The 23,168-nt window shown below is 36.6% G+C and carries 26 protein-coding genes, 1 riboswitch and 1 other annotated feature; of the genes, 23 read left to right on the top strand and 3 right to left on the bottom strand.

Annotation, left to right across the window (positions count from 1 at the left end):
- Nucleotides 1–27: 27 nt before the first annotated feature.
- The 7 genes from nrdF (at nt 28) to GA0061074_RS03615 (ending at nt 5,646) form a co-directional block, all read left to right on the top strand.
- Nucleotides 28–987: a class 1b ribonucleoside-diphosphate reductase subunit beta gene (gene nrdF / locus GA0061074_RS03645; protein ID WP_092461985.1), complete on the top strand. Its 960-nt coding sequence runs from the start codon at nt 28–30 to the stop codon at nt 985–987.
- A 311-nt stretch (nt 988–1,298) separates the two neighbouring features.
- Nucleotides 1,299–2,285 carry a tryptophan ABC transporter substrate-binding protein gene (gene trpX, locus GA0061074_RS03640; RefSeq protein ID WP_092461983.1) on the top strand — a complete coding sequence of 329 codons (987 nt, stop codon included), beginning with the start codon at nt 1,299–1,301 and terminating at the stop codon, nt 2,283–2,285.
- 7 nt (nt 2,286–2,292) lie between these two features.
- Nucleotides 2,293–3,180, top strand: a complete 888-nt coding sequence (locus GA0061074_RS03635; RefSeq protein WP_092461981.1) for an ABC transporter permease — start codon at nt 2,293–2,295, stop codon at nt 3,178–3,180.
- Between the two features lie 6 nt (nt 3,181–3,186).
- On the top strand, nt 3,187–3,957 hold the full coding sequence (locus GA0061074_RS03630) for an ABC transporter ATP-binding protein (protein WP_092461979.1): 771 nt from the start codon (nt 3,187–3,189) through the stop codon (nt 3,955–3,957).
- Between the two features lie 12 nt (nt 3,958–3,969).
- Nucleotides 3,970–4,359 carry a fluoride efflux transporter FluC gene (locus GA0061074_RS03625; RefSeq protein WP_092461977.1) on the top strand — a complete coding sequence of 130 codons (390 nt, stop codon included), beginning with the start codon at nt 3,970–3,972 and terminating at the stop codon, nt 4,357–4,359.
- Nucleotides 4,347–4,715, top strand: a complete 369-nt coding sequence (locus tag GA0061074_RS03620) for a fluoride efflux transporter FluC (RefSeq protein WP_092461975.1) — start codon at nt 4,347–4,349, stop codon at nt 4,713–4,715. Before GA0061074_RS03625 ends, GA0061074_RS03620 begins: the two co-directional genes overlap by 13 nt.
- A gap of 103 nt (nt 4,716–4,818) precedes the next feature.
- Nucleotides 4,819–5,646, top strand: coding sequence for a hypothetical protein (locus GA0061074_RS03615; RefSeq protein ID WP_092461973.1), 828 nt, complete (start codon nt 4,819–4,821; stop codon nt 5,644–5,646).
- 74 nt (nt 5,647–5,720) lie between these two features.
- Here GA0061074_RS03615 and GA0061074_RS03610 read toward each other — a convergent pair whose 3' ends face one another.
- Nucleotides 5,721–6,065 (bottom strand): VOC family protein, encoded by a 345-nt coding sequence (locus GA0061074_RS03610; RefSeq protein WP_092461971.1) that lies wholly within the window; start codon nt 6,063–6,065, stop codon nt 5,721–5,723.
- A 111-nt stretch (nt 6,066–6,176) separates the two neighbouring features.
- Between GA0061074_RS03610 and GA0061074_RS03605 the strand changes: the two genes are divergently transcribed.
- From GA0061074_RS03605 to mreC, 3 genes are all read left to right on the top strand, one after another.
- On the top strand, nt 6,177–6,611 hold the full coding sequence (locus GA0061074_RS03605) for a JAB domain-containing protein (RefSeq protein ID WP_092461969.1): 435 nt from the start codon (nt 6,177–6,179) through the stop codon (nt 6,609–6,611).
- An 84-nt stretch (nt 6,612–6,695) separates the two neighbouring features.
- A complete protein-coding gene (locus tag GA0061074_RS03600; RefSeq protein ID WP_092461967.1) occupies nt 6,696–7,700 on the top strand; it encodes a rod shape-determining protein in 1,005 nt (334 codons plus the stop codon).
- Between the two features lie 188 nt (nt 7,701–7,888).
- Nucleotides 7,889–8,734, top strand: a complete 846-nt coding sequence (mreC, locus tag GA0061074_RS03595; protein WP_092461965.1) for a rod shape-determining protein MreC — start codon at nt 7,889–7,891, stop codon at nt 8,732–8,734.
- 71 nt (nt 8,735–8,805) lie between these two features.
- Here the strand turns inward: mreC and GA0061074_RS03590 are convergent, their stop codons facing one another.
- On the bottom strand, nt 8,806–9,432 hold the full coding sequence (locus GA0061074_RS03590) for a carbonic anhydrase family protein (RefSeq protein WP_092461963.1): 627 nt from the start codon (nt 9,430–9,432) through the stop codon (nt 8,806–8,808).
- A 150-nt stretch (nt 9,433–9,582) separates the two neighbouring features.
- Between GA0061074_RS03590 and mreD the strand changes: the two genes are divergently transcribed.
- From mreD to GA0061074_RS03565, 5 genes are all read left to right on the top strand, one after another.
- Nucleotides 9,583–10,203 carry a rod shape-determining protein MreD gene (gene mreD / locus GA0061074_RS03585; protein ID WP_092461961.1) on the top strand — a complete coding sequence of 207 codons (621 nt, stop codon included), beginning with the start codon at nt 9,583–9,585 and terminating at the stop codon, nt 10,201–10,203.
- Nucleotides 10,204–10,251: 48 nt separating this feature from the next.
- Nucleotides 10,252–10,480 (top strand) — a binding site (T-box leader).
- A gap of 53 nt (nt 10,481–10,533) precedes the next feature.
- On the top strand, nt 10,534–11,178 hold the full coding sequence (locus GA0061074_RS03580; protein ID WP_092461959.1) for an amino acid ABC transporter permease: 645 nt from the start codon (nt 10,534–10,536) through the stop codon (nt 11,176–11,178).
- A gap of 11 nt (nt 11,179–11,189) precedes the next feature.
- Complete coding sequence (locus GA0061074_RS03575; protein WP_092461957.1) at nt 11,190–11,840, top strand: amino acid ABC transporter ATP-binding protein; 651 nt, start codon at nt 11,190–11,192, stop codon at nt 11,838–11,840.
- Nucleotides 11,837–12,670, top strand: coding sequence for an amino acid ABC transporter substrate-binding protein (locus tag GA0061074_RS03570; protein WP_092461955.1), 834 nt, complete (start codon nt 11,837–11,839; stop codon nt 12,668–12,670). Before GA0061074_RS03575 ends, GA0061074_RS03570 begins: the two co-directional genes overlap by 4 nt.
- Nucleotides 12,671–12,791: 121 nt before the next feature.
- A complete protein-coding gene (locus GA0061074_RS03565; protein WP_092461953.1) occupies nt 12,792–14,453 on the top strand; it encodes a formate--tetrahydrofolate ligase in 1,662 nt (553 codons plus the stop codon).
- Between the two features lie 63 nt (nt 14,454–14,516).
- On the opposite strand, the gene GA0061074_RS03560 is transcribed toward GA0061074_RS03565, so the two are convergent.
- Nucleotides 14,517–15,164 carry a phosphatase PAP2 family protein gene (locus GA0061074_RS03560; protein WP_092461951.1) on the bottom strand — a complete coding sequence of 216 codons (648 nt, stop codon included), beginning with the start codon at nt 15,162–15,164 and terminating at the stop codon, nt 14,517–14,519.
- Between the two features lie 192 nt (nt 15,165–15,356).
- Nucleotides 15,357–15,535: riboswitch (Lysine riboswitch) on the top strand.
- A 93-nt stretch (nt 15,536–15,628) separates the two neighbouring features.
- Here GA0061074_RS03560 and GA0061074_RS03555 point away from each other — a divergent pair.
- The 8 genes from GA0061074_RS03555 (at nt 15,629) to ftsL (ending at nt 23,167) form a co-directional block, all read left to right on the top strand.
- Nucleotides 15,629–17,104 carry an amino acid permease gene (locus GA0061074_RS03555; protein ID WP_092461949.1) on the top strand — a complete coding sequence of 492 codons (1,476 nt, stop codon included), beginning with the start codon at nt 15,629–15,631 and terminating at the stop codon, nt 17,102–17,104.
- A gap of 253 nt (nt 17,105–17,357) precedes the next feature.
- The gene (pyk, locus tag GA0061074_RS03550) at nt 17,358–18,779 is read left to right on the top strand and encodes a pyruvate kinase (protein ID WP_092461946.1); all 1,422 of its coding nucleotides are present in this window, start codon (nt 17,358–17,360) and stop codon (nt 18,777–18,779) included.
- Between the two features lie 179 nt (nt 18,780–18,958).
- The gene (gene prmA, locus GA0061074_RS03545; protein ID WP_092461944.1) at nt 18,959–19,912 is read left to right on the top strand and encodes a 50S ribosomal protein L11 methyltransferase; all 954 of its coding nucleotides are present in this window, start codon (nt 18,959–18,961) and stop codon (nt 19,910–19,912) included.
- Nucleotides 19,912–20,655, top strand: coding sequence for an RsmE family RNA methyltransferase (locus tag GA0061074_RS03540; protein WP_092461942.1), 744 nt, complete (start codon nt 19,912–19,914; stop codon nt 20,653–20,655). The genes prmA and GA0061074_RS03540 overlap by 1 nt, the downstream gene beginning before the upstream one ends.
- Nucleotides 20,656–20,674: 19 nt before the next feature.
- Nucleotides 20,675–21,055 carry a hypothetical protein gene (locus tag GA0061074_RS03535; RefSeq protein WP_092461940.1) on the top strand — a complete coding sequence of 127 codons (381 nt, stop codon included), beginning with the start codon at nt 20,675–20,677 and terminating at the stop codon, nt 21,053–21,055.
- Between the two features lie 280 nt (nt 21,056–21,335).
- Complete coding sequence (gene mraZ / locus GA0061074_RS03530; RefSeq protein ID WP_092461938.1) at nt 21,336–21,770, top strand: division/cell wall cluster transcriptional repressor MraZ; 435 nt, start codon at nt 21,336–21,338, stop codon at nt 21,768–21,770.
- Between the two features lie 39 nt (nt 21,771–21,809).
- Entirely contained in the window at nt 21,810–22,754 is a 945-nt protein-coding gene (rsmH, locus tag GA0061074_RS03525) for a 16S rRNA (cytosine(1402)-N(4))-methyltransferase RsmH (protein ID WP_092461936.1), read from the top strand.
- Nucleotides 22,755–22,777: 23 nt separating this feature from the next.
- Nucleotides 22,778–23,167, top strand: a complete 390-nt coding sequence (gene ftsL / locus GA0061074_RS03520) for a cell division protein FtsL (protein ID WP_092461934.1) — start codon at nt 22,778–22,780, stop codon at nt 23,165–23,167.
- Nucleotide 23,168: the final 1 nt, after the last annotated feature.

The raw sequence follows: 23,168 nt of genomic DNA, 5'->3' as shown, positions 1-23,168 counted from the left end.
TGTGCAGATAAAAGGTAGGATAGATAAATGGCAAAAGCATACGAAGCGATTAATTGGAACGAAATTGAAGATAATATTGATAAGGCAACTTGGGAAAAATTAACAGAGCAATTCTGGCTTGATACGAGAATTCCTTTATCTAATGATTTAGATGACTGGCGCAAGATGACTGAAGAAGAACACTATTTAGTCGGCCATGTTTTCGGTGGGCTAACTTTGTTAGATACGTTGCAATCACAAGATGGTATGGCATCATTGAAGCAGTCGACGAGGACACAGCATGAATTAGCGGTGTTGAATAACATTGAATTTATGGAATCTGTTCACGCTAAGTCATATTCATCAATTTTTGAAACGTTGCATACGCCTGCTGAAATTAATGAAATTTTTGATTGGACAAATACAAATGAATTTTTGCAATACAAAGCCAATCGAATTAATCAGATTTATCAAGAAGGTACGCAGTTACAGCGTAAAGTAGCGTCAGTATTTTTAGAAACATTCTTGTTTTATTCTGGTTTTTATACACCACTTTGGTATTTAGGTCATAATAAGATGAACAATGTTGCAGAAATTATTAAACTAATTCTGCGCGATGAATCAGTCCATGGTACTTATATTGGTTATAAATTCCAATTAGGATTTAATGAGCTTAGTGAAGATGAGCAAGGTAAGTTAAAGATGTGGTTATATGACTTACTCTTGGACTTATATAGTAATGAAGAAAATTACACAAAATTACTTTATGATGAGATAGGTTGGACTGACTCTGTATTAACATTCTTGCGTTACAATGCTAATAAGGCATTGATGAATTTGGGACAGGATCCATTATTCCCCGATGGTGCGGAAGATGTTAATCCAATTGTTATGAATGGTATTTCAACCACAACTTCAAATCATGACTTTTTCTCACAAGTTGGAAATGGTTATCGATTAGGTCAGGTAGAAGCTATGTCTGATGATGATTACAATATTGAATGGTAATATTGCATAAGTGAGAGCAAAGTGCTATTATTATGAAAATGATATACAAGGTGGTAATTAGTTATGAGTAATTTTGTTTTAAAATTTAATGGTTGGTGGCGCAGATAGTGCGTACGAACTATGGCAAAACATAGATTCAGTACGTAGTTCCTTTGGGAGCAGATGTATTGAGTCTGTGCTAACTAATTTCCGAAATAATTGGAAAGGGTTGCATGACTTATCGTGCAGTTCTTTTCATGTGAAACACGAGAAGATGCTGTTGTGTCTGCTCGTGTTTTTTATTTTGTATAACAATAGTCGAGGATAGGTAAATGAATAAAAAAATATGGGGCACAATTGGTGTATTAACCCTTTTCACAGTATTTGCAGGTGTACATGAGTCAGTTCAAACAAGTCAGCATAAAGCGATGCCTAAAGTGGCAATTTTACAATTTATGAAGCATCCAGCATTAGATGATATTAATAAAGGTATTTATGAAGGCTTATCGCAGGCAGGGTATCACGAAGGTAAGAACGTTAAAATAATGTATGAAAATGCACAAGGTGATCAGTCTAATTTAAAGACGATGGCTTCTAAATTTGAAAATGCTAATGCTGATGTTTCGGTTGGAATAGCTACGCCAGCAGCTGTATCTTTGGCAAATACAATTACTGACAAGGCTGTTGTTTTTGCGGCATCAACGACACCAATTCAATCAAAGTTAGTAAAAAGTTATAACCACCCAGGTGGTAATGTTACTGGTGTGTCGGATCAGGCCCCACTAGCCGCTCAATTAAAGATGATGAAAAAATTTGTACCTAATTTGAAGAATTTAGGCGTAATCTATACTTCTTCAGATGATTCGGCATCAATTCAAGCTAAACAAATGATGAATTTAGCTAAAAAAGCTGGTTTGCAAGTTAAACCTTATACGATTTCTTCTTCGAACGATTTAAATCAAACAGCTAAACAAATGGTTGCTAATAGTCAAGTTGACGCAGTTTTTGTACCTACTGATAATACGATTGCCGGGGCGATGCCAACGTTGATCGATAGTACAAATGCTGCCGGTGTACCTGTATTTCCAACTGTTGACACGATGGTAAAAGATGGTGGCTTAGCTGCTGAATCAATTAATCAAAAGAAGTTAGGTGTTCAAACTGGTAAACAAGTTGCTAGAATTTTAGATGGTAAACAACCGAAAGATATTCCAGTTGGCTTTATCAAAAAGGGCGACTTGGTGGTGAATAAGGCGCAATTATCACGTCTTGGATTGACGTTACCAAAAGAATATAATCAAGCAAAATTTGTAAAGTGAGGCAATTATGGGTATTTTAATATCAGCCATTGGTCAGGGCTTAATCTGGGCAACCTTGGGATTTGGATTATATCTAACTTTTCGAATTTTGGATGTTGCGGATATGACCGTTGAAGGGACGTTTCCACTAGGGGCTGCAACTGCAGTAACTTTAATTTCAAATGGTATGTCGCCAATTATTGCAACGTTAGTAGCAACTTTAGCAGGAAGCCTAGCAGGATTGGTTACTGGTTTGCTATATACTAAAGGAAAAATTCCAATTTTATTAGCAGGTATTTTAACCATGACTGCAGTTTATTCGGTTAATTTACGTATCATGGGTCAAGCTAATCGTTCTTTATTAGGAAAGACAAATTTATTTTCATATAATTTTTTGAAGGGATTACCACAAAACTTTCCAGTCATTGTTGTTGGTGTTGTCATTATAATTTTAATTACAATTTGTTTAGCACAGTTTTTAAAGACAGAATTGGGGCAAGCATTTATTGTAACGGGTGATAATCCTAAAATGGCAAGGTCTTTAGGAATCAATACTGATAGTATGACAATTTTAGGGTTGATGGTAGCTAATGGACTAATTGGACTTGGTGGCGCGTTGGTTGCACAAAATAATGGTTTTGCGGACGTTAATATGGGGGTTGGTACTATTGTGGTCGCCCTTGCTTCAATTATTATTGGTGAGGTGATTTTTACTGATACACTAACCTTACCTGAACGTTTGATTACAATTATTATTGGTTCAATTTTCTATCGCTTTGTATTAGTAATTGTCTTGTACATTGGCTTTAATGCTGATGACTTGAAGTTAGTTAGTGCTATTATTCTTGGATTGGCACTTATGTTACCTAGATTACGCTCAAAGTTACGGTTGAGTACGTTTTTAAAGCGAGGATGATGGAATATGGTAGAGACAAAATTAAGATTAGATCATGCAACTGTCATTGTTAATCAGGGACAACCAGGTGAGAAGACAATTTTAGATGATGTGTCATTAACATTAATGCCGGAAGATTTTGTGACAGTTTTAGGATCGAATGGGGCAGGAAAGTCAACGTTATTTAATGTTATCGCTGGATCATTACCATTAACGAGTGGTAGCCTTTTTTTAGGTGAACATGATGTGACACATTTGAATGAAGCACAACGAACAAAGTTTTTAGCGCGTGTTTTTCAGGATCCTAAACTGGGCACGGCACCTCGGATGACAGTTGTAGAGAACATGTTATTGGCTGAACGCCGTGGATTGCGCCGTCGATTAAAAAATCGTGGCTTAACTGAAGCTAAGAGAGCGGAATATGCCAAAGTAACGGCTACGATGGGAAATGGTTTATCAGATCGCTTAGACATGGCTGCTGGTGATTTATCTGGTGGGCAACGACAGGCTTTGTCATTTTTGATGGCAACGCAGCTACGTCCAGAAGTTTTATTGTTAGATGAGCATACTGCGGCATTAGATCCCAAAACTAGTACGCAATTGATGCAGGTATCAGATCGACGCATTCACGAAGAAAAACTAACAGCATTGATGATTACGCATCATTTAGAAGATGCAATTGAATATGGTAATCGATTGATCATTATGTCAGAAGGTAAAATTTCATTAGATGTTAGTGGTGAAGAAAAGAAAAAATTGACGGTTACCGATTTATTAAATTATTTCAACCGTTATTAATAGGTATGTGATATGAGTAGAAAACAATTATTGTTAGAAATTTTAGCAGTTGGTAGTGGTGGCTTTATAGGTGGTGCATTACGAGCAAGTATGATGATGTTGTTTCACAACAATGCATTTCCTTGGGAAACCGTTATTGTCAATTTGAGTGGTACGTTTGTTTCAGCATTACTAGTTGTTTTGTTTAGTAAAATTGTAAACCTGAAGCAAGTAACTTCTGATTTTATTATGGTTGGTATTTTGGGTGCGTATACGACGTATTCAACGGCGTTATCAGATATGGTACATTTGTCAGTATTAATGGCGCTGATTTATATTGTTATTAGTGTTGTAGGTGGTGTGTTGATGGTAATTTTGAGTCGTTATCTAGGAAATAAGCTGGTATTGAGATGGCAGAAATAATTTTAACAGGTATTGGGGCCGTAATAGGATCATTAATTCGTTTTGGATTGTTGACGGTTGCACCCCGTTGGTTTGGTAATTTATCTGAATTAATGGTTGTCGTTATCAATTTATTGGCAGCGTTTTTTATGGGGATGACTTTGGTTATGGTTGCACCGGAATGGCTGCATACATTTTTAGCACCTGGTATTTTAGGTGGATTGTCAACATTTTCGGCACCGATTGTCGATATTGCAGATGCAATTCAAAAGCATACAGGTGACAAACGATTATTGTTGGTTAAAACATTGTTGACATTTGTCGGTGGCTTGGTTGTTTTGTGGTTTGGAACTTGTGTCGGTACGTGGTTACTATAAAGTAATTTGTGATACTTTTTTAAAATAATCTTTGTTGAATGGATACCCCCCAAATGTTAAACTCATTAATATAGGTTTATGAGAAATGTAAGGGGATAGTCATATGAGTTTAATTGATCGTGATCGGATTAATGCCATTCGTCAAGCTAATGACATTCCGGTTCGTGAGCTAGCCAATATTGGTATTAGTCGTAATCGATACTATCGCTATTTGAATGATGAGAATGATTTGCCAGCTGAAGGATTTATCTCATTGATGAGTCATTTATTACTGACTGGAAATGAAGTGAATACAGAACTGGTAAATGCCTTGGATACTGTTGAGGGATTAATTAATGCACTACAAGAGGCTGATAAAAGTCATGATGCAAGTAAGATAAAAGATATTAGTCGTCGTGGTTATCATTTGTTCCGTAATACGATGGCGCGAGGGTATTTACGGGTTGCCAGTTTGGCAGACGTATTACATGCCCAAATAATTCCTAATGAACATTCACAAATTGCTAAAAAGATATTGATTGACTCTTTTGAGGCGGTAGCAATTTGGCGAGAGATGGATGTTGCATTGTTAGCACCTGTTATTACTGATTTACCAATTCAAAAGGCTGCGGATTATTTGACGGTTATTTGGGCCAAAAAATGGTCACATCATACAATGGAAATTGTTAATACGATGTCTGCACAGTTTTTGGTTATGTTGTTAAATGAGCCTAGTCGTCCACAAGAAATTTTTGAGGAAGTTGCTGCTTGGATGATTGAACAACCGCGTGATGCAATGGGTTTTGCATGGTGGTCTAATTTGGTTGAACAATTAGTTAATCAAAATTGGGATGCTGCCCATGAGGCAGTTATGATGGCTAAGCAGTTACAAATGCAGAATATGTTTGAGTATGGCGATACTTTAGCTACTGTGTGGCAAAAGAAGATATAATTTAAAAAAGGGCATCAGGCTAAATTTAGCCTTGATGTCCTTTTGGTTATATTATGTAAAATATAGTAACTAATTTATTTGTTAGCAATAACTTCAATATGGTTACCATCAATATCATCGATGTGGAAAACAATGTGACGACTATCTTCACTTTCAGTTGCAGGTTTTGCTTGTTTTACTTCGTAATTAATGAAGTGGTTGATGACAGTATCTTTGTGGTCACGAACTACGACTTGTACAGTAATAGGGTCAGCATCTGGCGCCTCATTAAAGACAATTGACTGCTTATTAAAATATAAATGACGAGCCTCATTGATGCCGAATTCGGTTGGTAAATCGAAGACTTCACGATAAAAACGGACAGTGTTAGGTACGTTATTTGCTGGAATTTGTAGGGGACTGAATTTTCTAACTCGCATGTTATGCTACCTCATTTTCAATAAATTATTCAGTTATCTATTATACGCCAAGAAATACAACAATGATGATAAAAATTGGTGGTACTGCGTCTTTATTGGCGGAGGTAAACTATGACGATTAAAATTACATCAGTTGGGCAGTTAGGAGATTTATTATTAGAACGGTATGCACAATCACCTCAGGAAAGTTGTTGGGTAATTGCGCTGACGACACAAATGACAATTATTGATATTTATCAAGTTGCATTAGGGACATTAGACAGTGTTAATATTCATCCACGAGATGTATTTCGGCACTTGGTAGCAAAAAATGCGTATGGTTTTATTTTATGTCATAATCATCCCAGTGGTAATTTAACTGCATCAAAAGCTGATTGCCTAGCGATGTCTCAAATGGCAATGTGCGGGCAGTTGATGCAGTTTCATTTTTTGGATTTTATGATTATTTCACCCCAAGGTTATCGCAGCTATCGTAGTGAAAATTTATTGCCAAAAGTGGACCTAGAAACACTGATTGATTTATGGACTAAGTTTGATAACATGTGATAAAATTAATAAGAAATTATATGGTACTTTGTTAAAAGTACGTTTAGTAGAATTATCAAAATAAATAAAGAAAAGGGAAATGCTGTGTTTTCATTTGGAACTCGAAATGTTGGAATAGATTTAGGAACAGCTAATACGTTGGTCTATATTGAAGGTAAAGGAATTGTGCTTCGTGAGCCCTCAGTTGTTGCGCGTAATACGAAGACAAATGAGGTTGTTGCGGTTGGAACTGCTGCTAAGGAAATGCTAGGGCGAACACCTGGCTCAATTACAGCTATTCGGCCAATGCGTGATGGTGTTATCGCAGACTACGAAACGACTGTTGCCATGCTTAAGTACTATCTAGGTAAGGCGTTAGGTGCTCGTGGTGCAAAACCTTACGTTACGATCGGTGTACCATCAGGTGTAACGGCAGTTGAGCGTCGAGCTGTAATTGATGCTGCTCGTGTTGCTGGTGCTCGTGACGCTTATGTTATTGAAGAACCATTTGCAGCAGCAGTCGGTGCTGGGTTGCCAGTTATGGAGCCTACTGGATCAATGGTCGTTGATTTAGGTGGTGGAACGACTGACGTTGCAACTATCTCATTGGGTGGTATTGTATCTTCTCGTTCAATTCGAATGGCTGGAGATAAGATTGATGAAGCGATTATGACATACGTTCGTCAAAAGTATTCAGTCTTGATTGGTGAGCAGACTGCAGAACGTTTAAAGATGGCTGTTGGTTCGGCTGATGTTGATGCTGCCGAGGATATGGAAGGTACAACTGCCCGTGGACGCGATTTAGTCACAGGCTTACCTAAGACAATTGATATCAAAGCTAGTGATGTTGCTGATGCAATTAAGGATGTAGTTGCTGAAGTCATTGTTGCAATCAAAGAAACTTTGGAAGAAACGTCACCTGAGATTGCAGCTGACGTAATTGATCGCGGTATCGTTTTGACAGGTGGTGGGGCACAACTTGCTCATTTGGATGAAGTGATTGCTGAAGCCACTAAAGTGCCAGTATTTGTTGCACCAGAACCATTAGATGCAGTAGTTATTGGTACCGGTGAGGCACTAAAGTCTATTGATGTTTTAAAGAATAATTAGGCTACAAGTGGTAAATTACGATTAACTGTTGTAAAAAGATATGTTGATTTATATTTTCAATCTTTATTACAGCATATTTAAGCCCCGTATTATAAATCATAATGCGGGGAGTTTATTATAAGTTAAAATCAAACGGGACTACGACTTGTTAGCATAATGAAGTAAGAGAAACGAAGGGCAATTTTAAGATGAAAAATATCTTTACGTCACGTCGATTAGTAATTGGTGTAATTGTTGTTATTGCGACAATTGGGGTAATTCTATTGGGCGCTAAGGCCCACAATTCACAAGAAGAGCCATCCTTACCAGTTCGAGTTGTATCGGATGTGTCAGGTTGGACTTCTAAAGTTGTGAATGCACCACTAAAGCTGGTTCATGGTGGTTATGATTCAATTGGTAAATTAACAAATACTTATCAAGAGAATGAGCGCTTAACTAAGAAAGTCGATGATTTAGCACAAACAAAAGTTCAATTACAGGTACTACAACAGGAAAATCGTGCGTTGAAAGATCAATTAAAGATTAGCAATACGTTGACAGATTACAAAGTTGTAAATGCTGTTGTGACATCACGTTCTCCAAGCAATTGGCAAAGTCAACTTATCTTGGATAAGGGAACTAATGCTGGTTTGAAGAAAGGCTTGTCTGTTATGGGTTCTGGTGGTTTGATTGGTAGAATCACCGAAGTTAATACAACTAATGCTAAAGTTGAGTTGTTATCGGATAATAATCAAGTAGCTGATCGCTTTGCTATTCGTATTCAAAATAGTGCTGGCGAGTCAGTTGATGGTATTATTACTAGTTTTAATCAGTCAGATAATCTAATTGTGATGGGACAAATTACGTCTGATATTTCAGTTAAAAAGGGTGACTTGGTAACTACTAGTGGTTTGGGTGGTGTGACTCCTTCTGGTTTGTATGTTGGTAAAGTTGAGCGGGTTGGTAGTGATAACTATGGTTTATCAAAGAAGATTTATATTAAGCCGGCTACGGACTTTAATAACATCCCAGTTGTTAGTGTTGCAATACCTTAAAGTAAAAAAGAGCGAAACACAACTTTCAGTTTTTAACTGATAGCAATGTTTCGTTCTTTTTTATAAGTTATTTAGTTTGATGAAATAATTGGTCGATCATTTAAAGCTTGTAAATCACGATTGTTGTGTGAATAGAAAGTTTTCAAATGATTAATTTGTTCAGTTGATAATGTAACGGGTTGCTTTAAAACATACCATTCAACGTTCTCAGTTAGTGGTGGTGTTGTTAATGAACCGATATAATGATAGTATGCTTTGTTTTCAGGCATAATATCATCAACTGGAATATCGAATGTTTCCTTTTGGTTCATGTGTGCTAGAACAGCATCATAAGTTTGACTAGCAGCACCACTTTGTACTAGTACGGCAACAACGGCTAAACGACCATCGCTGGCTTCGTGTACGAAATGAATTTCAGCTTCGTATGATTTATCGTTAACTGTATGCTCACTAGGTGTGTGAATATGGAATTGATTTAAACTAAATGGTCGATTGCCAATGTTTGCGGTTCCATGTAAACCAACTTCAATACCAGCGCCAGTATCACGAACGTAGCTAGCAGTGTGGTCGTAATTAAATGATAAAGTAGTTTCAAAATCATTTTTAACAGCTAATGAATCTGATAAAGCAACTGGTGACTGTTTATCACCTGATACGCGTGTCCATGCTGCTTGATTTGAATAGTCTAAATGCTCCATTGATATTCTCCTTATAAAATGTCATATATCTAGTGTATCAGTCAAAACGCATTATGGTAGAATTTTTTTGGAAAATCAGTTGACGGGGGTATTCAAAACGGGCTACTATTATGTAGTTACCAATTTTGTAACATTTTACGGAGAATAATTATGCTCAAATATATTAGTACAACATGGATCCATTTTATTTTAGTGGTTATTGCTATCATGCTTGATGGTGGTATATCGCTATATTTGGCACCCATTCTATTTAAACTACCGATGGCAGCAACACCGTTGTTATCATTGATAGTTGTTATGATGCCGGTAATGACAGGGCATGCAAAACAGATTAATCCTTATTGGCTTTATGCGATTGCATTTTTCGCAGGTTTAGTTATTGATATTTTTTATACAGGTATTATTGGGCCATCAGCAATTGGCTTTTTATTAATTTTGAAATTAACGGAATTTATACAAAGTTATTTGGATTATAGTTGGATATCAACATTAGCTGTTTGGTTTGTATCAACAACTGTTTATATGATTTATGATTATGCTGTTTTTGGTATTATTAGTTTAGTTAATTTAAGTATTACGAATTTTATTATGTTCCGCTTATTTCCAACAATCATTGTTAACTTAATGTTGTTGATTGTTGTGTATGAACTTATCATGTATTTGTATAATGCCACAAAGAAGCCAGATATTTCATCTTATGATGTTGCACCAAGAGATTTGAATGGTCGTATCATTTTAGATTCACGTACGCAAAGAAATATGAAAAGATGAGATTGACTTATCGGCTGTTTTAATCTATATTATTGTAAACAGTAATTATAAAAAGATTTGATTGGAAGAGTAGTCTAACTATTTTGTTTAGAGAGTTACGCTGAAGCTGAGAAGTAACCAAAATATTAGATGAACCACACCCAAGATTATCGGAGCCTAATAGTTCCCGTGTCATGACGTTATCCATGAATCCCTTTTGATGCTACATAAGGGATTAGAGTGCTAATTAGTAATAATTAGCTAAACTGAGGTGGAACCACGATTAATCGTCCTCAAGCAATTCATGTAATTGCTTGAGGGCTTTTTTATTTAATTTTAAGGAGACGACATATGGATTATATGATGCAGATTTTGCCAAGTTTATTAAACGGGTTAAAAATGACAATTGGCGTGTTTGTACTAACACTAATCGGATCAGTGCCATTAGGAATGTTAATTTCCTTGGCCTTGCGTTCAGATATTTATCTATTGAAGTGGGTAATGAACGCATATGTATGGGTAATGCGTGGAACACCGCTATTATTGCAAATTGTTTTTGTATACTACGGATTAAGTCTTGCAAATATTATGACGTTGCCTCGATTCGAAGCGGCAGTTATTACATTTATTCTTAATTATGCTGCTTATTTCGCTGAAATATTCCGTGGTGGTATTCAGAGTATTCCACAGGGACAATACGATGGGGCTCAAGTTTTGGGACTAAGTAAATTTCAAACGATGTGGAAAATTATTTTTCCACAGGTTACAAAAATCGTTATGCCTTCAGTTGGAAATGAAGTTGTTAACTTAGTAAAAGACTCATCATTAGTTTATGTTATTGGTCTAGGTGACTTAATGCGCGCTGGTAATATTGCAGCTTCGCGTGATGTGACGTTAGTTCCGTATTTGTTGGTTGGGTTAATCTATTTGATTTTAATTGCTCTAGCAACGCTTATTCAACGTCGCATGGAGAAAAAGATGAACTTTTATCGTTAAGGGGTGAAAATATGTTAGAAATTAAAAATTTAGCTAAAGTATTTGGCGAACGTGTTATTTTTAAAGAAATGGACCTAACGATAAATGATGGTGAGGTTTTAAGTATTGTGGGTCCATCTGGGATTGGAAAAACAACATTTTTACGTATTTTGGCAGGGTTATTACCGGCAGATCAAGGTGAGCTAATTTTAGATAATGAGTCATTAGATATTACCGGTAATCGTCAAGGAGCACAGGTTGGTGTAATTTTTCAAGATTTTAATTTATTTCCTCATTATACGGTTAAACAAAATGTTGCTTTGGCACCGCAATTGGTAAAAAAAGTGGCTAAAAAGGAAGCTGAAAAAGAGGCTGAAGAATTGTTGAAGAACCTGGGATTAGTTGAACAAATGAATCAATATCCATTCCAATTGTCAGGTGGTCAAAAACAACGTGTTGCTATTGCAAGAGCATTAGCAATGAAACCAGGAATTTTAGCTTATGATGAACCAACATCAGGATTAGATGCGGAATCAACTAAGCGAGTTATTAAAGTCATTCAGCAGTTAAAAACACAAGGGGTTACGCAATTAATTGTGACACACGATTTACCATTTGCGCAGGCAGTTGCTGATCAAACATTCGACTTTGGAGTTGATGTTGATCGAGGAGGAAGTCTATGATTAAACCGAAGATAAATTGGCGTCGTCAGATAATTGGTAATGGCTTGGTACTTCTTGTTATTGCTCTGATTGGTGGCTTTTTCTGGTATCGAACAGCTCATAGTCAAGATACATGGCGGCAAGTTACGGCCGATAAAACAGTAGTTGTTGGTATTGATGATACATTCGTACCAATGGGTTTCCGCAATAAAGATGGTAAATTAGTTGGTTATGATGTTGAATTGGCCCGTCAGAGTTTGAAAAAGATTGGTTTGAAAGCTAAGTTCCAAGTGATTGATTGGTCGATGAAGGAAACGGAATTGAAGACCGGACACATTGACATGATTTGGAATGGTTATACAAAGAATGCAGACCGTGCTAAAAAAGTTGCGTTTTCAAATTCTTATCACCATGATAAACAAGTTATTGTATCGATGAAAAATCAACAAATTAATCGTTTGAGTGATTTGAAAGGTAAGAAACTAGGTGCTCAAACTGGTTCTTCAGGGCTATTAACTTATGATCAAAAAGGAAATAAGTTGAAAAAAATAGTCGGTTCTGATGCGCAGCCATATGATACCTTTGATAAGGCTTTGAACGATTTACAAGTAGGTCGTTTAAATGCGGTATTAATTGATGCTGATTATGCTGGTTACTATATTGCTCATGAAAAAGATCCACAAGCATTTAAGACTATCGATACTAATTTTGGTCAAGATTCTTACGGAGTTGGTATGCGTAAAGGTGATGTGACATTAATTAAGAAAGTTAATGAAGCACTAGCTAAGTCTAAAGCAGATGGTACCATCGATAAACTATCACAAAAGTATTTTGGGGTAGATAATAAGTAGTTAGAAAAGTCTATTAATGGGATTACATCTCATTAATAGACTTTTTATTATTCAGATGGGATAAAGAAAGATTGAAAATGATATAATGATTAAAATAATACGATGAGGGTAGAGGAACGCAATGAAAACAGATATTGAAATTGCACAAGCTGCTGATATTTGGCCGATTGAAAAAATTGCCGATGAAATAGGGTTAAACACAGAAGAGTGGGAGCCATATGGTCGTGACAAGGCAAAAATTAAATTGAGTGATCAAACAAAACAACATGATTTGGGAAAGTTAATTTTAGTTACTTCGATTAATCCAACTCCGGCAGGTGAGGGGAAATCAACTGTAACTGTTGGACTTGCTGATGCCTTGGCTTCACAAAATCATAAAACAATGGTTGCATTGCGTGAACCTTCTTTAGGACCAGTAATGGGACTAAAAGGTGGTGCAACCGGTGGTGGTTATTCACAAGTTGTACCGATGGCGGATATTAATATGCACTTTACTGGTGATTTTCATGCATTAACTAGTGCACATAATACGTTGGCAGCTTTAATTGATAATAGTATCTATCAAGGAAATCCGTTAAATTTGGATCTACGTCGTATGCTTTGGAAGCGTGCTTTGGATGTTAATGATCGTGCCTTACGTCATGTTACGATTGGCTTGGGTGGACCAACGTCTGGTGTGCCGCGTGAAGATGGATTTGATATTACAGTTGCGTCTGAATTGATGGCAATCTTGACTTTGTCAAAAGATTTGGCGGATATGAAAGCGCGTATTTCACGGATTGTTGTGGGTTATAACTATGACAAGGAACCTGTAACTGTAGCCGATTTAGGATTTGAAGGGGCCATTACAACTTTATTAAAGGATGCTATTAAGCCTAATTTGGTACAGACTTTGGCGCATACACCAGCATTAATTCATGGGGGTCCCTTTGCAAATATTGCACAGGGAACGAATTCCATTTTAGCAACTAAGTCGGCATTGCAACTAGCTGATTATGTTGTTACAGAAGCCGGCTTTGGTGCTGATTTAGGTGGCGAAAAATTCCTAGATTTTAAGGTGCCTTTGCTAGGAAAAGTACCTGATACAATTGTGATTGTTGCGACTGTTCGTGCACTTAAAATGCATGGTGGTGAAGATAAGAAAAATTTGACTACACCAAATATTGAGGCTTTACAAAAAGGATTGCCTAATTTAGGACGTCACTTAAATAGTATGAAACGCTATGGTGTCCCCGTTGTTGTTGCCATTAATCAATTCACTTCGGATACAACTGAAGAACTAAATTTGGTCAAAGAGTATGCCGCTAGTTTCGATGTATCAGCGTATGTAGCGGATGTCTGGGGTCAAGGTGGGGATGGTGCTCAGTCGCTAGCTACTGGAGTTGTTGCAGCAACTGATGAATCAAAAGATTTTCAGCCACTTTATCAGGCAGATGATGAGGCAATGACTAAAATTAATAATATTGTCCATGATATCTATGGGGGTCGTGGTGTTGAACTTTCAGATAAGGCTACTAAACAATTACAAACGTTTAAAAAGTATGGTTGGGATAAATTGCCAGTAATTATGGCAAAAACACAGTATTCACTATCTGATGATGCTAAGAAAATTGGAGCACCTGATAATTTTGATATTCATATCCGTGAGTTTATACCTAAATTAGGGGCAGGTTTTCTAGTGGCGTTAACTGGTTCAGTCTTAACAATGCCTGGATTACCAAAGCATCCTGCAGCATTGGATATTGATATTGATAATGATGGTCACATCGTTGGGTTAAATTAGTTTAACACTAATAAAATAAGCTGGGACGCGTTTAACGTCTCAGCTTATTTTTTAATTATTAAATTAATACCATGAATTACTAAATCCTTTTCGGCGATAAAAGTCCGGTGCATAGACACGATAACCATTTTCAGAAAACTGTAACCAAACAAGTGCTAGTAACCAGCCCGCAAGCGCTGAGGCCAGGTTGTGATTTGGTAACAATAATGTTGTGGTAAAAGTAGCCACCCAACCTAATATTAAAATAGTTTGTAACAGGAATTGTAAGCTACCACGATAAATTTCAGGGACAATAATCAATAAGAAATATGAAATTAAAAGGGTCATATAAAATGTTGATTTTGCAGGGTACAAGATTTGTGTACCATTAATTGTGTGCTTAAATAGGAGAGAAGCAATGTTAATGATTAACCACCCACCAATGCTCGTAATTAATATCCAAGTTGCCGGAATTTTAAATTTAAAACCCCATAGAAAGAAAATAATTAAAAATGTGATAAAGAATAAGCCAAAGCCATGACTAAAAAAATAGAAGGGCTTCATGAAATTTTCTAACCAATTTGGAATAACCGTTTGAGCAATAGAATGATCTAATTGCATAAGCGCATTTAAAAAGCCACTATTGTGGTATGTCAGAATTGAAATGATTATAAAAAAGACTAGACTAGCCACCATCGTTAAAAAACGGGTTCGCGATTTAGCAATAATCATAAGCGATACTCCTTTTTGTATCCTTGGTAATCTAAGATACTTATTGCGTTTATTTATTTAAGTTTAACACGAAGGTATACAAAACACATATTTGCGTAAGATATTTAAGAACTTTTTTAGTTTATTCTCATTTATTTGAACTGATACTTGACATGTTATATATGAATAAAGTAAAATTAGTTTCGAAATTAAATAATACATAGAGGTTGCAATCAACAAAAGTCGTTTAACGGAGCTGGTAAGTTAGGATGTTAGATAAAAGGGGCGATTGCCGAAATGATGGTTATGACAGTAATCATTGTTGGTGTGTACATGAATAATGGGCAGACTGTCGCGACAAAAATAGTCGGTCGCGGAGAGCTATCGACAATACTAAAGACTAATCAGTTCCTAGTTTATACGATAGATGTGTAAACTAGGATTTTTTGTTTTTATAATGCGTTAGGCCTTTTTTAGGAGGAATTATGACTGAGAATCAACAAGAGACGGGTCATCTGAAAAGAACGATGAAAACTCGTCACCTCTCAATGATTGCTTTGGGAGGAACTATTGGAACTGGTTTGTTTGTTGCTTCAGGAGCAACAATTTCACAAGCTGGACCATTCGGAGCATTAACAGCATATGCTGTGATTGGTGTTATGGTCTACTTTTTAATGACCAGTTTAGGTGAAATGGCAACTTATATGCCAGTTTCCGGATCATTTTCGGTTTATGCTGACCGTTTCGTTGATCCAGCGTTTGGTTTTGCGATGGGGTGGAATTATTGGTTTAACTGGGCAATTACTGTTGCCGTTGAAGCTGCAACGGTTGGCGTTGTCATGGGATTTTGGTTACCAAACGTCCCAAGTTGGATTTGGTCTGCAGCGGTATTAGTTCTAATTACAACTATTAACTTGTTGTCAGCACGAGCATATGCCGAAACTGAATTCTGGATGGCAATGATTAAAATTATTGCAGTTATCGCCTTTTTGTTAGTTGGTCTATTAACTATTTTGGGAATTTTCTTCCATCAACCAGACGTTGCGCACAATTTGTCTGCCGGTGGTCACCATGGATTCATTGGTGGATTTGGTGGTATCTTAGCTGTCTTTATGGTAGCTGGTTTTTCATTCCAGGGAACTGAAATGGTTGGTATTACGGCTGGTGAATCTGAAACACCAGAAAAGTCAGTGCCTGCAGCTGTAAAGCAAATTTTCTGGCGTATTTTGTTATTCTATATTCTATCTATTTTCATTATTGGAGCAATTATTTATTACAAGGATCCGAACTTATTGCGTTCTAGTGAAACAAATGTTGCGGTATCACCATTTACGTTGGTATTTAAGTCTGCTGGATTAGCAGCCGCAGCTTCAGTAATGAATGCAGTTATCTTAACTGCTGTTGTTTCATCTGCTAACTCAGGTCTTTATGCTTCAACGCGTATGCTTTATGCGATGGCTGTTGATGGCATGGCCCCTAAGATTTTCAAGAAGGTTAATCCTAAGTCGGGAATTCCAGTTCCTGCTGTTATTGCAACTGTTGTTGTTGGGTTGCTAACTTTTGTAACATCGATTTTTGGTCAAGGATTGTACTATTACTTGGTAGCTGCATCTGGATTAACTGGCTTTATCGCATGGATTGGAATTGCTATTTCACATTACCGTTTCCGTCGTGCATTTGTGGCACAAAATCGTGATGTTAACAAGTTACGTTACAAGGCAAAGTGGTTCCCGGTTGGACCATTGCTTGCATTGGCATTGTCAATTATTGTTGTTATTGGTCAGGATACGACTTCATTCAAGGGTGCCATTCTTGATTGGAATTGGCCAGGGATTGTGACAACTTATATGGCAATTCCATTGTTTGTTGTTTTGTACTTAGGTTATAAGATTAAACATCATACAAAGTTACGTAAGTTAACTGAAATTGATTTAGATTCTGATACACGACCATTGAAATAAATGAATTGTTATTAAAAGATTAGGACATTTTGTTCTAATCTTTTTTATATGCCATTCTGTACAAAAATAATTCTATTTTATGATAGCGCTTTAATTGTGATAACAAGTGCATTTTATTTTTTTAAAAAAGCTAACTGTTCTAACAATGCAACAAATGATAAGTTGAACTAGTATACAAAGATAGTGATAAATAGTACAATAATTGCAGATAGTAGAAATACCAATATCTTTTACTAAGGAGAAATTTTTAATCATGAAGAAGACCAAGATTGTTTCAACGCTTGGACCAGCCAGCTCTGATGTGGAGACGATTACTAAGATAATCGAATCTGGCGCAAATGTTGTCCGTTTCAACTTTTCACATGGTGATCATGAGGAACACTTAGGACGAATGAATGCCGTACATGAGGCTGAAAAAGCTGCTGGCAAGAAGGTTGGTTTCTTGTTGGATACAAAGGGTGCGGAAATCCGTACTACTGTACAAGAGCCAGGTAAGATTGAATTTAACATTGGTGATGTTGTTCGTATTTCAATGGACGATACAATTGAAGGAACTAAAGAGAAGATTGCCGTAACTTACCCAGGATTGTACGATGATGTTCACGTTGGTGGTCACATTTTGTTTGATGATGGTAAGTTGGATATGGTCATCACTGAAAAGGATGATGCCAACAAAGAATTGGTAACTGAAGTACAAAATCATGGTATTTTGGGATCACGTAAGGGTGTTAACGCACCAGGTGTTTCAATTAACTTGCCAGGTATTACTGAAAAAGATGCCGATGACATTCGCTTCGGTTTGAAGAGTGGTATTCAATATATTGCCGCTTCATTCGTACGTAAGGCTGCTGACGTTCTTGAAATTCGTGAATTGCTAACTGAAGCAGATCACGAAGAAGTTATGATTTTCCCAAAGATTGAATCACAAGAAGGAATCGATAATTTTGATGAAATTCTAGAAGTTTCTGATGGATTGATGATTGCTCGTGGTGATATGGGTGTTGAGATTCCAGCTGAAAATGTGCCTTTGGTACAAAAGAACTTGATTCGTAAGATGAATGCTGCTGGTAAGCCAGTTATTACTGCTACTGACATGCTTGACTCAATGCAAGAGAATCCACGCCCAACACGTGCTGAAGCATCTGACGTTGCTAACGCTGTGTTTGATGGTACTGATGCAACAATGCTATCAGGAGAGTCAGCTAATGGTGCATACCCTGTTGAAGCGGTTGCTACTATGGCTCGTATTGATGAAAAAGCAGAAACTTCATTGGTTATGAATGGTCGTCATGACGATCACTTCGATGCAACTGATGTAACTGAATCAGTTGCAGCTGCTGTTGCAACTGCTGCTGGTAATTTGAACATCAAGGCTATCGTTGCTGCTACTAACTCTGGTTATACCGCAAAGATGATTTCTAAGTACCGTCCAAATGCTGATATTTTGGCATTAACATTTACAGAAGATGTTGAACGTATGTTAAGCATCTACTGGGGTGTACAACCAATGATCACTGAACCAATGGGCAACACTGATGATATGATCGATATGGCTAAGTCAGAAGCTGTTAAGTCAGGACTAGCAAGCAAGGGTGATACAATCATCGTTACTGCTGGAATTCCTGTTACAACTTCAGGTACAACTAACTTGATGACTATCGTTACAATCGATTAATTTTAAAATAAAAACATTCATGGTTTTAGGTAACTTATAACGTAATGATTGACGGTAAACGTCTAGTGATTAAAGTTTGATTATCTAAGGGTATGGGTGTTTTTTTATTGCCAATAATATTGGGCGATGATATCAATTTGTGGTATTCTTAACTAAATTAATATAATTGGAGAAAGATCATGAGTTGGCAAAAAATTATTGTGGAAACACAAACAGAATCAATTGAAGCAATTAGTAATATCTTAATGACTAATGGCGCAGAAGGTGTTGAGATTGATGATTCTGCTGAATTAGCTCATTATCAGCCGGCTGATGCAACGGTGATGGTTAAAGAGGAAGAGATTGTTCATCGTATAGAGGGAGCTGCGGTAAGTGGCTATTTTGCTAACGAAGCAGATTTAGCATTAATAACAAGTAAAATAAAGACGTCAGTAGAAGAATTAGGCAATTTTGGTCTAGATGCTCATCCTGGGACAGTGACAGTTCAAGCAGTTGCTGATGACGATTGGGCAACTGAATGGCAAAAATATTATCATCCAGTACGTGTTACAAGACATATTACAGTTGTACCAAAGTGGGAGGTTTATGAGCCAGAACAAGATGATGAACAAGTAATCGTCTTGGATCCGGGGATGGCTTTCGGTACTGGAACACATCCAACTACTAAGTTAATGATTCAGGCTTTAGAAGTAGTTGTACGCGGTGGTGAAACGGTAATTGATGTGGGAACAGGTTCTGGTGTATTAGGAATTGCAGCACGTTTGTTAGGTGCAGGCGATATCTTGGGAACTGATATTGATGATGTTGCTGTAGCGTCAGCACAAGGTAACGTCGATCTTAATCCGAAAGCTGCAGATATGCAGCTTATTGTTAGTGACTTGTTAAAAGATGTTCCTAATAAAAAATATGACATCGTAATTGCTAATATGTTGGCGGAAGTGCTAGATTTATTAATTCCAGAAGTTGGTAATATTTTACAACCTAAGGGACATTTGTTGTTATCTGGTATTTACTACGATAAGCGTGATAAAATGATTGCTGATTTAGAAGCAAATGGTATGATTGTTGAGCAATCAATGAAATTAGGCGATTGGTATGGTATTATTGCTAAATTTGATAGCGAGGATGACTAATGCAAAGATATTTTTTAGACGAAACGCCACTTGGTGAACAGTTTGAATTACCTGAGACAGTAGCACATCACTTTATAACGGTTTTGCGTAGTCGTGAAGGTGCAAAAGCTGAGTTTGTCTTACCAAATAGTCAAGATGTAGTGACTGCTGAAATAACGGAATTACATGATGAACAGGTAGTTATGACAATTTTATCTCGGCAAACCTTGGCGGTTGAATTACCAGTAGATACAACAATTATAATTGGGTTAGCTAAGGGTGATAAATCAGAATTTGTTGTACAAAAAGCAACAGAACTTGGTGCGCATCATATTATTATTGTTGAAACAAATTGGTCGGTGGCGCATTGGGGACAAAAAGCGTCTAAAAAAATATTACGTTTAAATAAGATAGCAGCTGCAGCAGCAGAGCAATCACATCGTTTAAAAGTACCGGATGTTACATACGTGCCTAAATTGTCGGATTTGTCACTACCCAAAGACATGACTAAAATAGTGGCATGGGAAGAGAGTGCGAAAAAAGGTGAAGCTAGTCGTTTAGTGCAACAATTACAAGAATTACAACCTAATGATGCAGTTTGTTTCTTGTTTGGTCCTGAAGGTGGACTAGCCCCAGAAGAAATTGATAGTTTAGTTTCGGATGGATTTGTACCTACTGGGTTGGGGCCGCGAATTTTACGAGCAGAAACAGCACCAATGTATGCGTTAAGTGCCTTAAGTTACGTTATGGAATTAAATAAATAATGAATATCGAGGTCTTTAAATGAAAAAATTTAATAAAACTTTTGATTGGCGATTTTGGATTTTGATGCCAATCTTGGGCATAATGTTGCCCTATATTGTTAATAAAACGGCATTGACGGTGAATTTTAAAATAATTTTTTCTTTATTCATCGTTAATATGCTGTTTAGTGTATTGGCAGGAATTTTCTTACGTAAAACTGGATCAAATTGGGCACTATTATTAGTATGGCCGATTGTTTATTTGATATCAGTTTGGTTACAAATTAATTCAGCTTTTTATGGTTATTACTTGGCAGTTCTTTATTTAGTTATTGAAATTTTTGCTTTTACAAGTGGTCAAGAAGAAGAATTAGATGTTGAAAAACAAATACCAGTTGATGGTGGCTTTCGCGAAGTTTAATTTATATTTTCTATAAGCGTAATCGGATTTTCTGATTACGCTTTTTTTACGCTTTTGTTTTGAAAAATACCTATAATTGTAAGAATTATGTTAAAAAAACGATTACGTCCCGACATATCAATATTTATGTAGGTGAATCTATTGAAAATAGTGGTGGATAATGGTGGGGAAAGGTGGTTGAAAGTGGGATATTGTGGTAAATTAAGAGTATTGAATTGTTAAATAAAGTGGTGAACTGAATTCATTAATAATACAGATTTTTATAAAGGAGGATTGGCTGATGTTCATGGGAACTTTCCAACATGTGTTAGATACTAAAAATCGGCTAATTATTCCGGCTAAATTTCGTAATCAATTAGGTGAATCTTTTGTGATTACACGTTGGATGGATCACTCATTACGTGCCTATACCCTTGAAGGATGGCAGAACTTTTCAAAAAAAATTAATGCATTACCTGAAACAAATGCTAAGGCACGACAATTTAAGCGTTTCGTTTTTGGGGGTGCTGTTGAAGTTGAATTTGATAAACAAGGACGTATCAATCTTTCACCAACACTGCGTAGTTATGCCAAAATTGAAAAAAGTGTAACGGTCTTTGGAATGGGTGATGATATCTTCGAATTGTGGAGTACTGAAAAGTGGCAAGAATATGAAGATAACACTGCAGAAAATTTTGATGATATTGCAGATGGATTGGAAGAACTGGGGTTTTAACACTAGTTTAAAAAGGTTTGAAGGGAATAAGAAAAGCCAATGACAGAGTTTAAACACGTGACAGTGTTATTAAAAGAAGCAATTGATGCGTTGAACGTAAAACCAGATGGTGTGTATGTAGATGCAACACTGGGTGGTGGCGGTCACTCACAATTATTAGCAAGTAAATTAACAACGGGTAAGTTGTGGTCTTTTGATCAAGATGAAACAGCAATTACCTTTAATCGCGATCATCTTTCAACGGAGTTAGCGGAAGGTAAAGTTGATTTCATTCAGACTAATTTCCGTAACCTTCATGATGCATTAATTGAAAATGGCGTATCATCCTTTGATGGTATTGTTTATGATTTGGGCGTTTCATCTCCACAATTTGATGATGGGCAACGTGGCTTTTCATATAATTATGACGCTCCACTTGATATGCGTATGGACCAGTCACAAGAATTAACGGCTCGAACAGTGGTTAATGAATGGTCATTTCATGAGCTATTACGTATCTTTTCACGTTATGGTGAAGAAAAGTTTGCTAAGCAGATTGCTCGTAAAATAGAGCATGAACGTGAAATTAAACCAATTGAAACAACGTTTGAATTGGTAGATATTATTAAAGCATCTATTCCCGCTGCAGCACGTCGAAAGGGTGGACACCCTGCAAAAAGAACTTTTCAAGCAATTCGAATTGCTGTTAATGATGAATTAGGAGCAGTGGAAGACTCACTAGCACAAGCACTTGAAATGTTAAACGTTAATGGTCGGATTGCAGTGATTACTTTTCACTCCTTAGAGGATCGTTTAGTTAAAACGATGTTTAAAGAAAAAGTTACTATTCCAGATTTACCGTCTGGTTTACCAATTATTCCAGAAGAAATGCAACCTGATTTTAAATTAGTCGTACGGAAGCCGATTGTTCCCTCTGAAGAAGAGTTAGCGATGAATCGCCGAGCACATTCTGCGAAGTTACGTGTTATTGAAAGAATCAAGTAAAAAGTGATAGAGGAAGGCTTATTATGGATGGACTGCCAAAATACCGTAATGACTACAATAATAATGTGGTTAGTAAACCAATTAATCAACCAAAAATCAAAACCAATAACCGTAGTAGAGTTAGGAAAATAAAGTTAACTAAACCAAAGTGGAATGCTATGGATTTGGCAATGGTGGGTGCCGTAACAATTACAATTATTGCAGCGTTATTTATTGTGATTTTTATGGCTAATAAAAGTACAACAGCGAATACACAATTAGCAGCAACTTCAGCACAATTAGAACAAGTACGTAATAAAAACAACACATTGAAACAACAAGTTAGTGATTTATCAAGTCCTAAACGATTAAATGATATTGCAGATAAAAGTGGGCTAACACTTAAGAATAAGAATATAAGGAACGTAAAGTAGC

It is taken from the genome of Weissella bombi (assembly GCF_900094835.1).
GTDB classification, from domain to species: domain Bacteria; phylum Bacillota; class Bacilli; order Lactobacillales; family Lactobacillaceae; genus Weissella; species Weissella bombi.
This window is presented reverse-complemented; position numbering and strand designations above follow the sequence as displayed.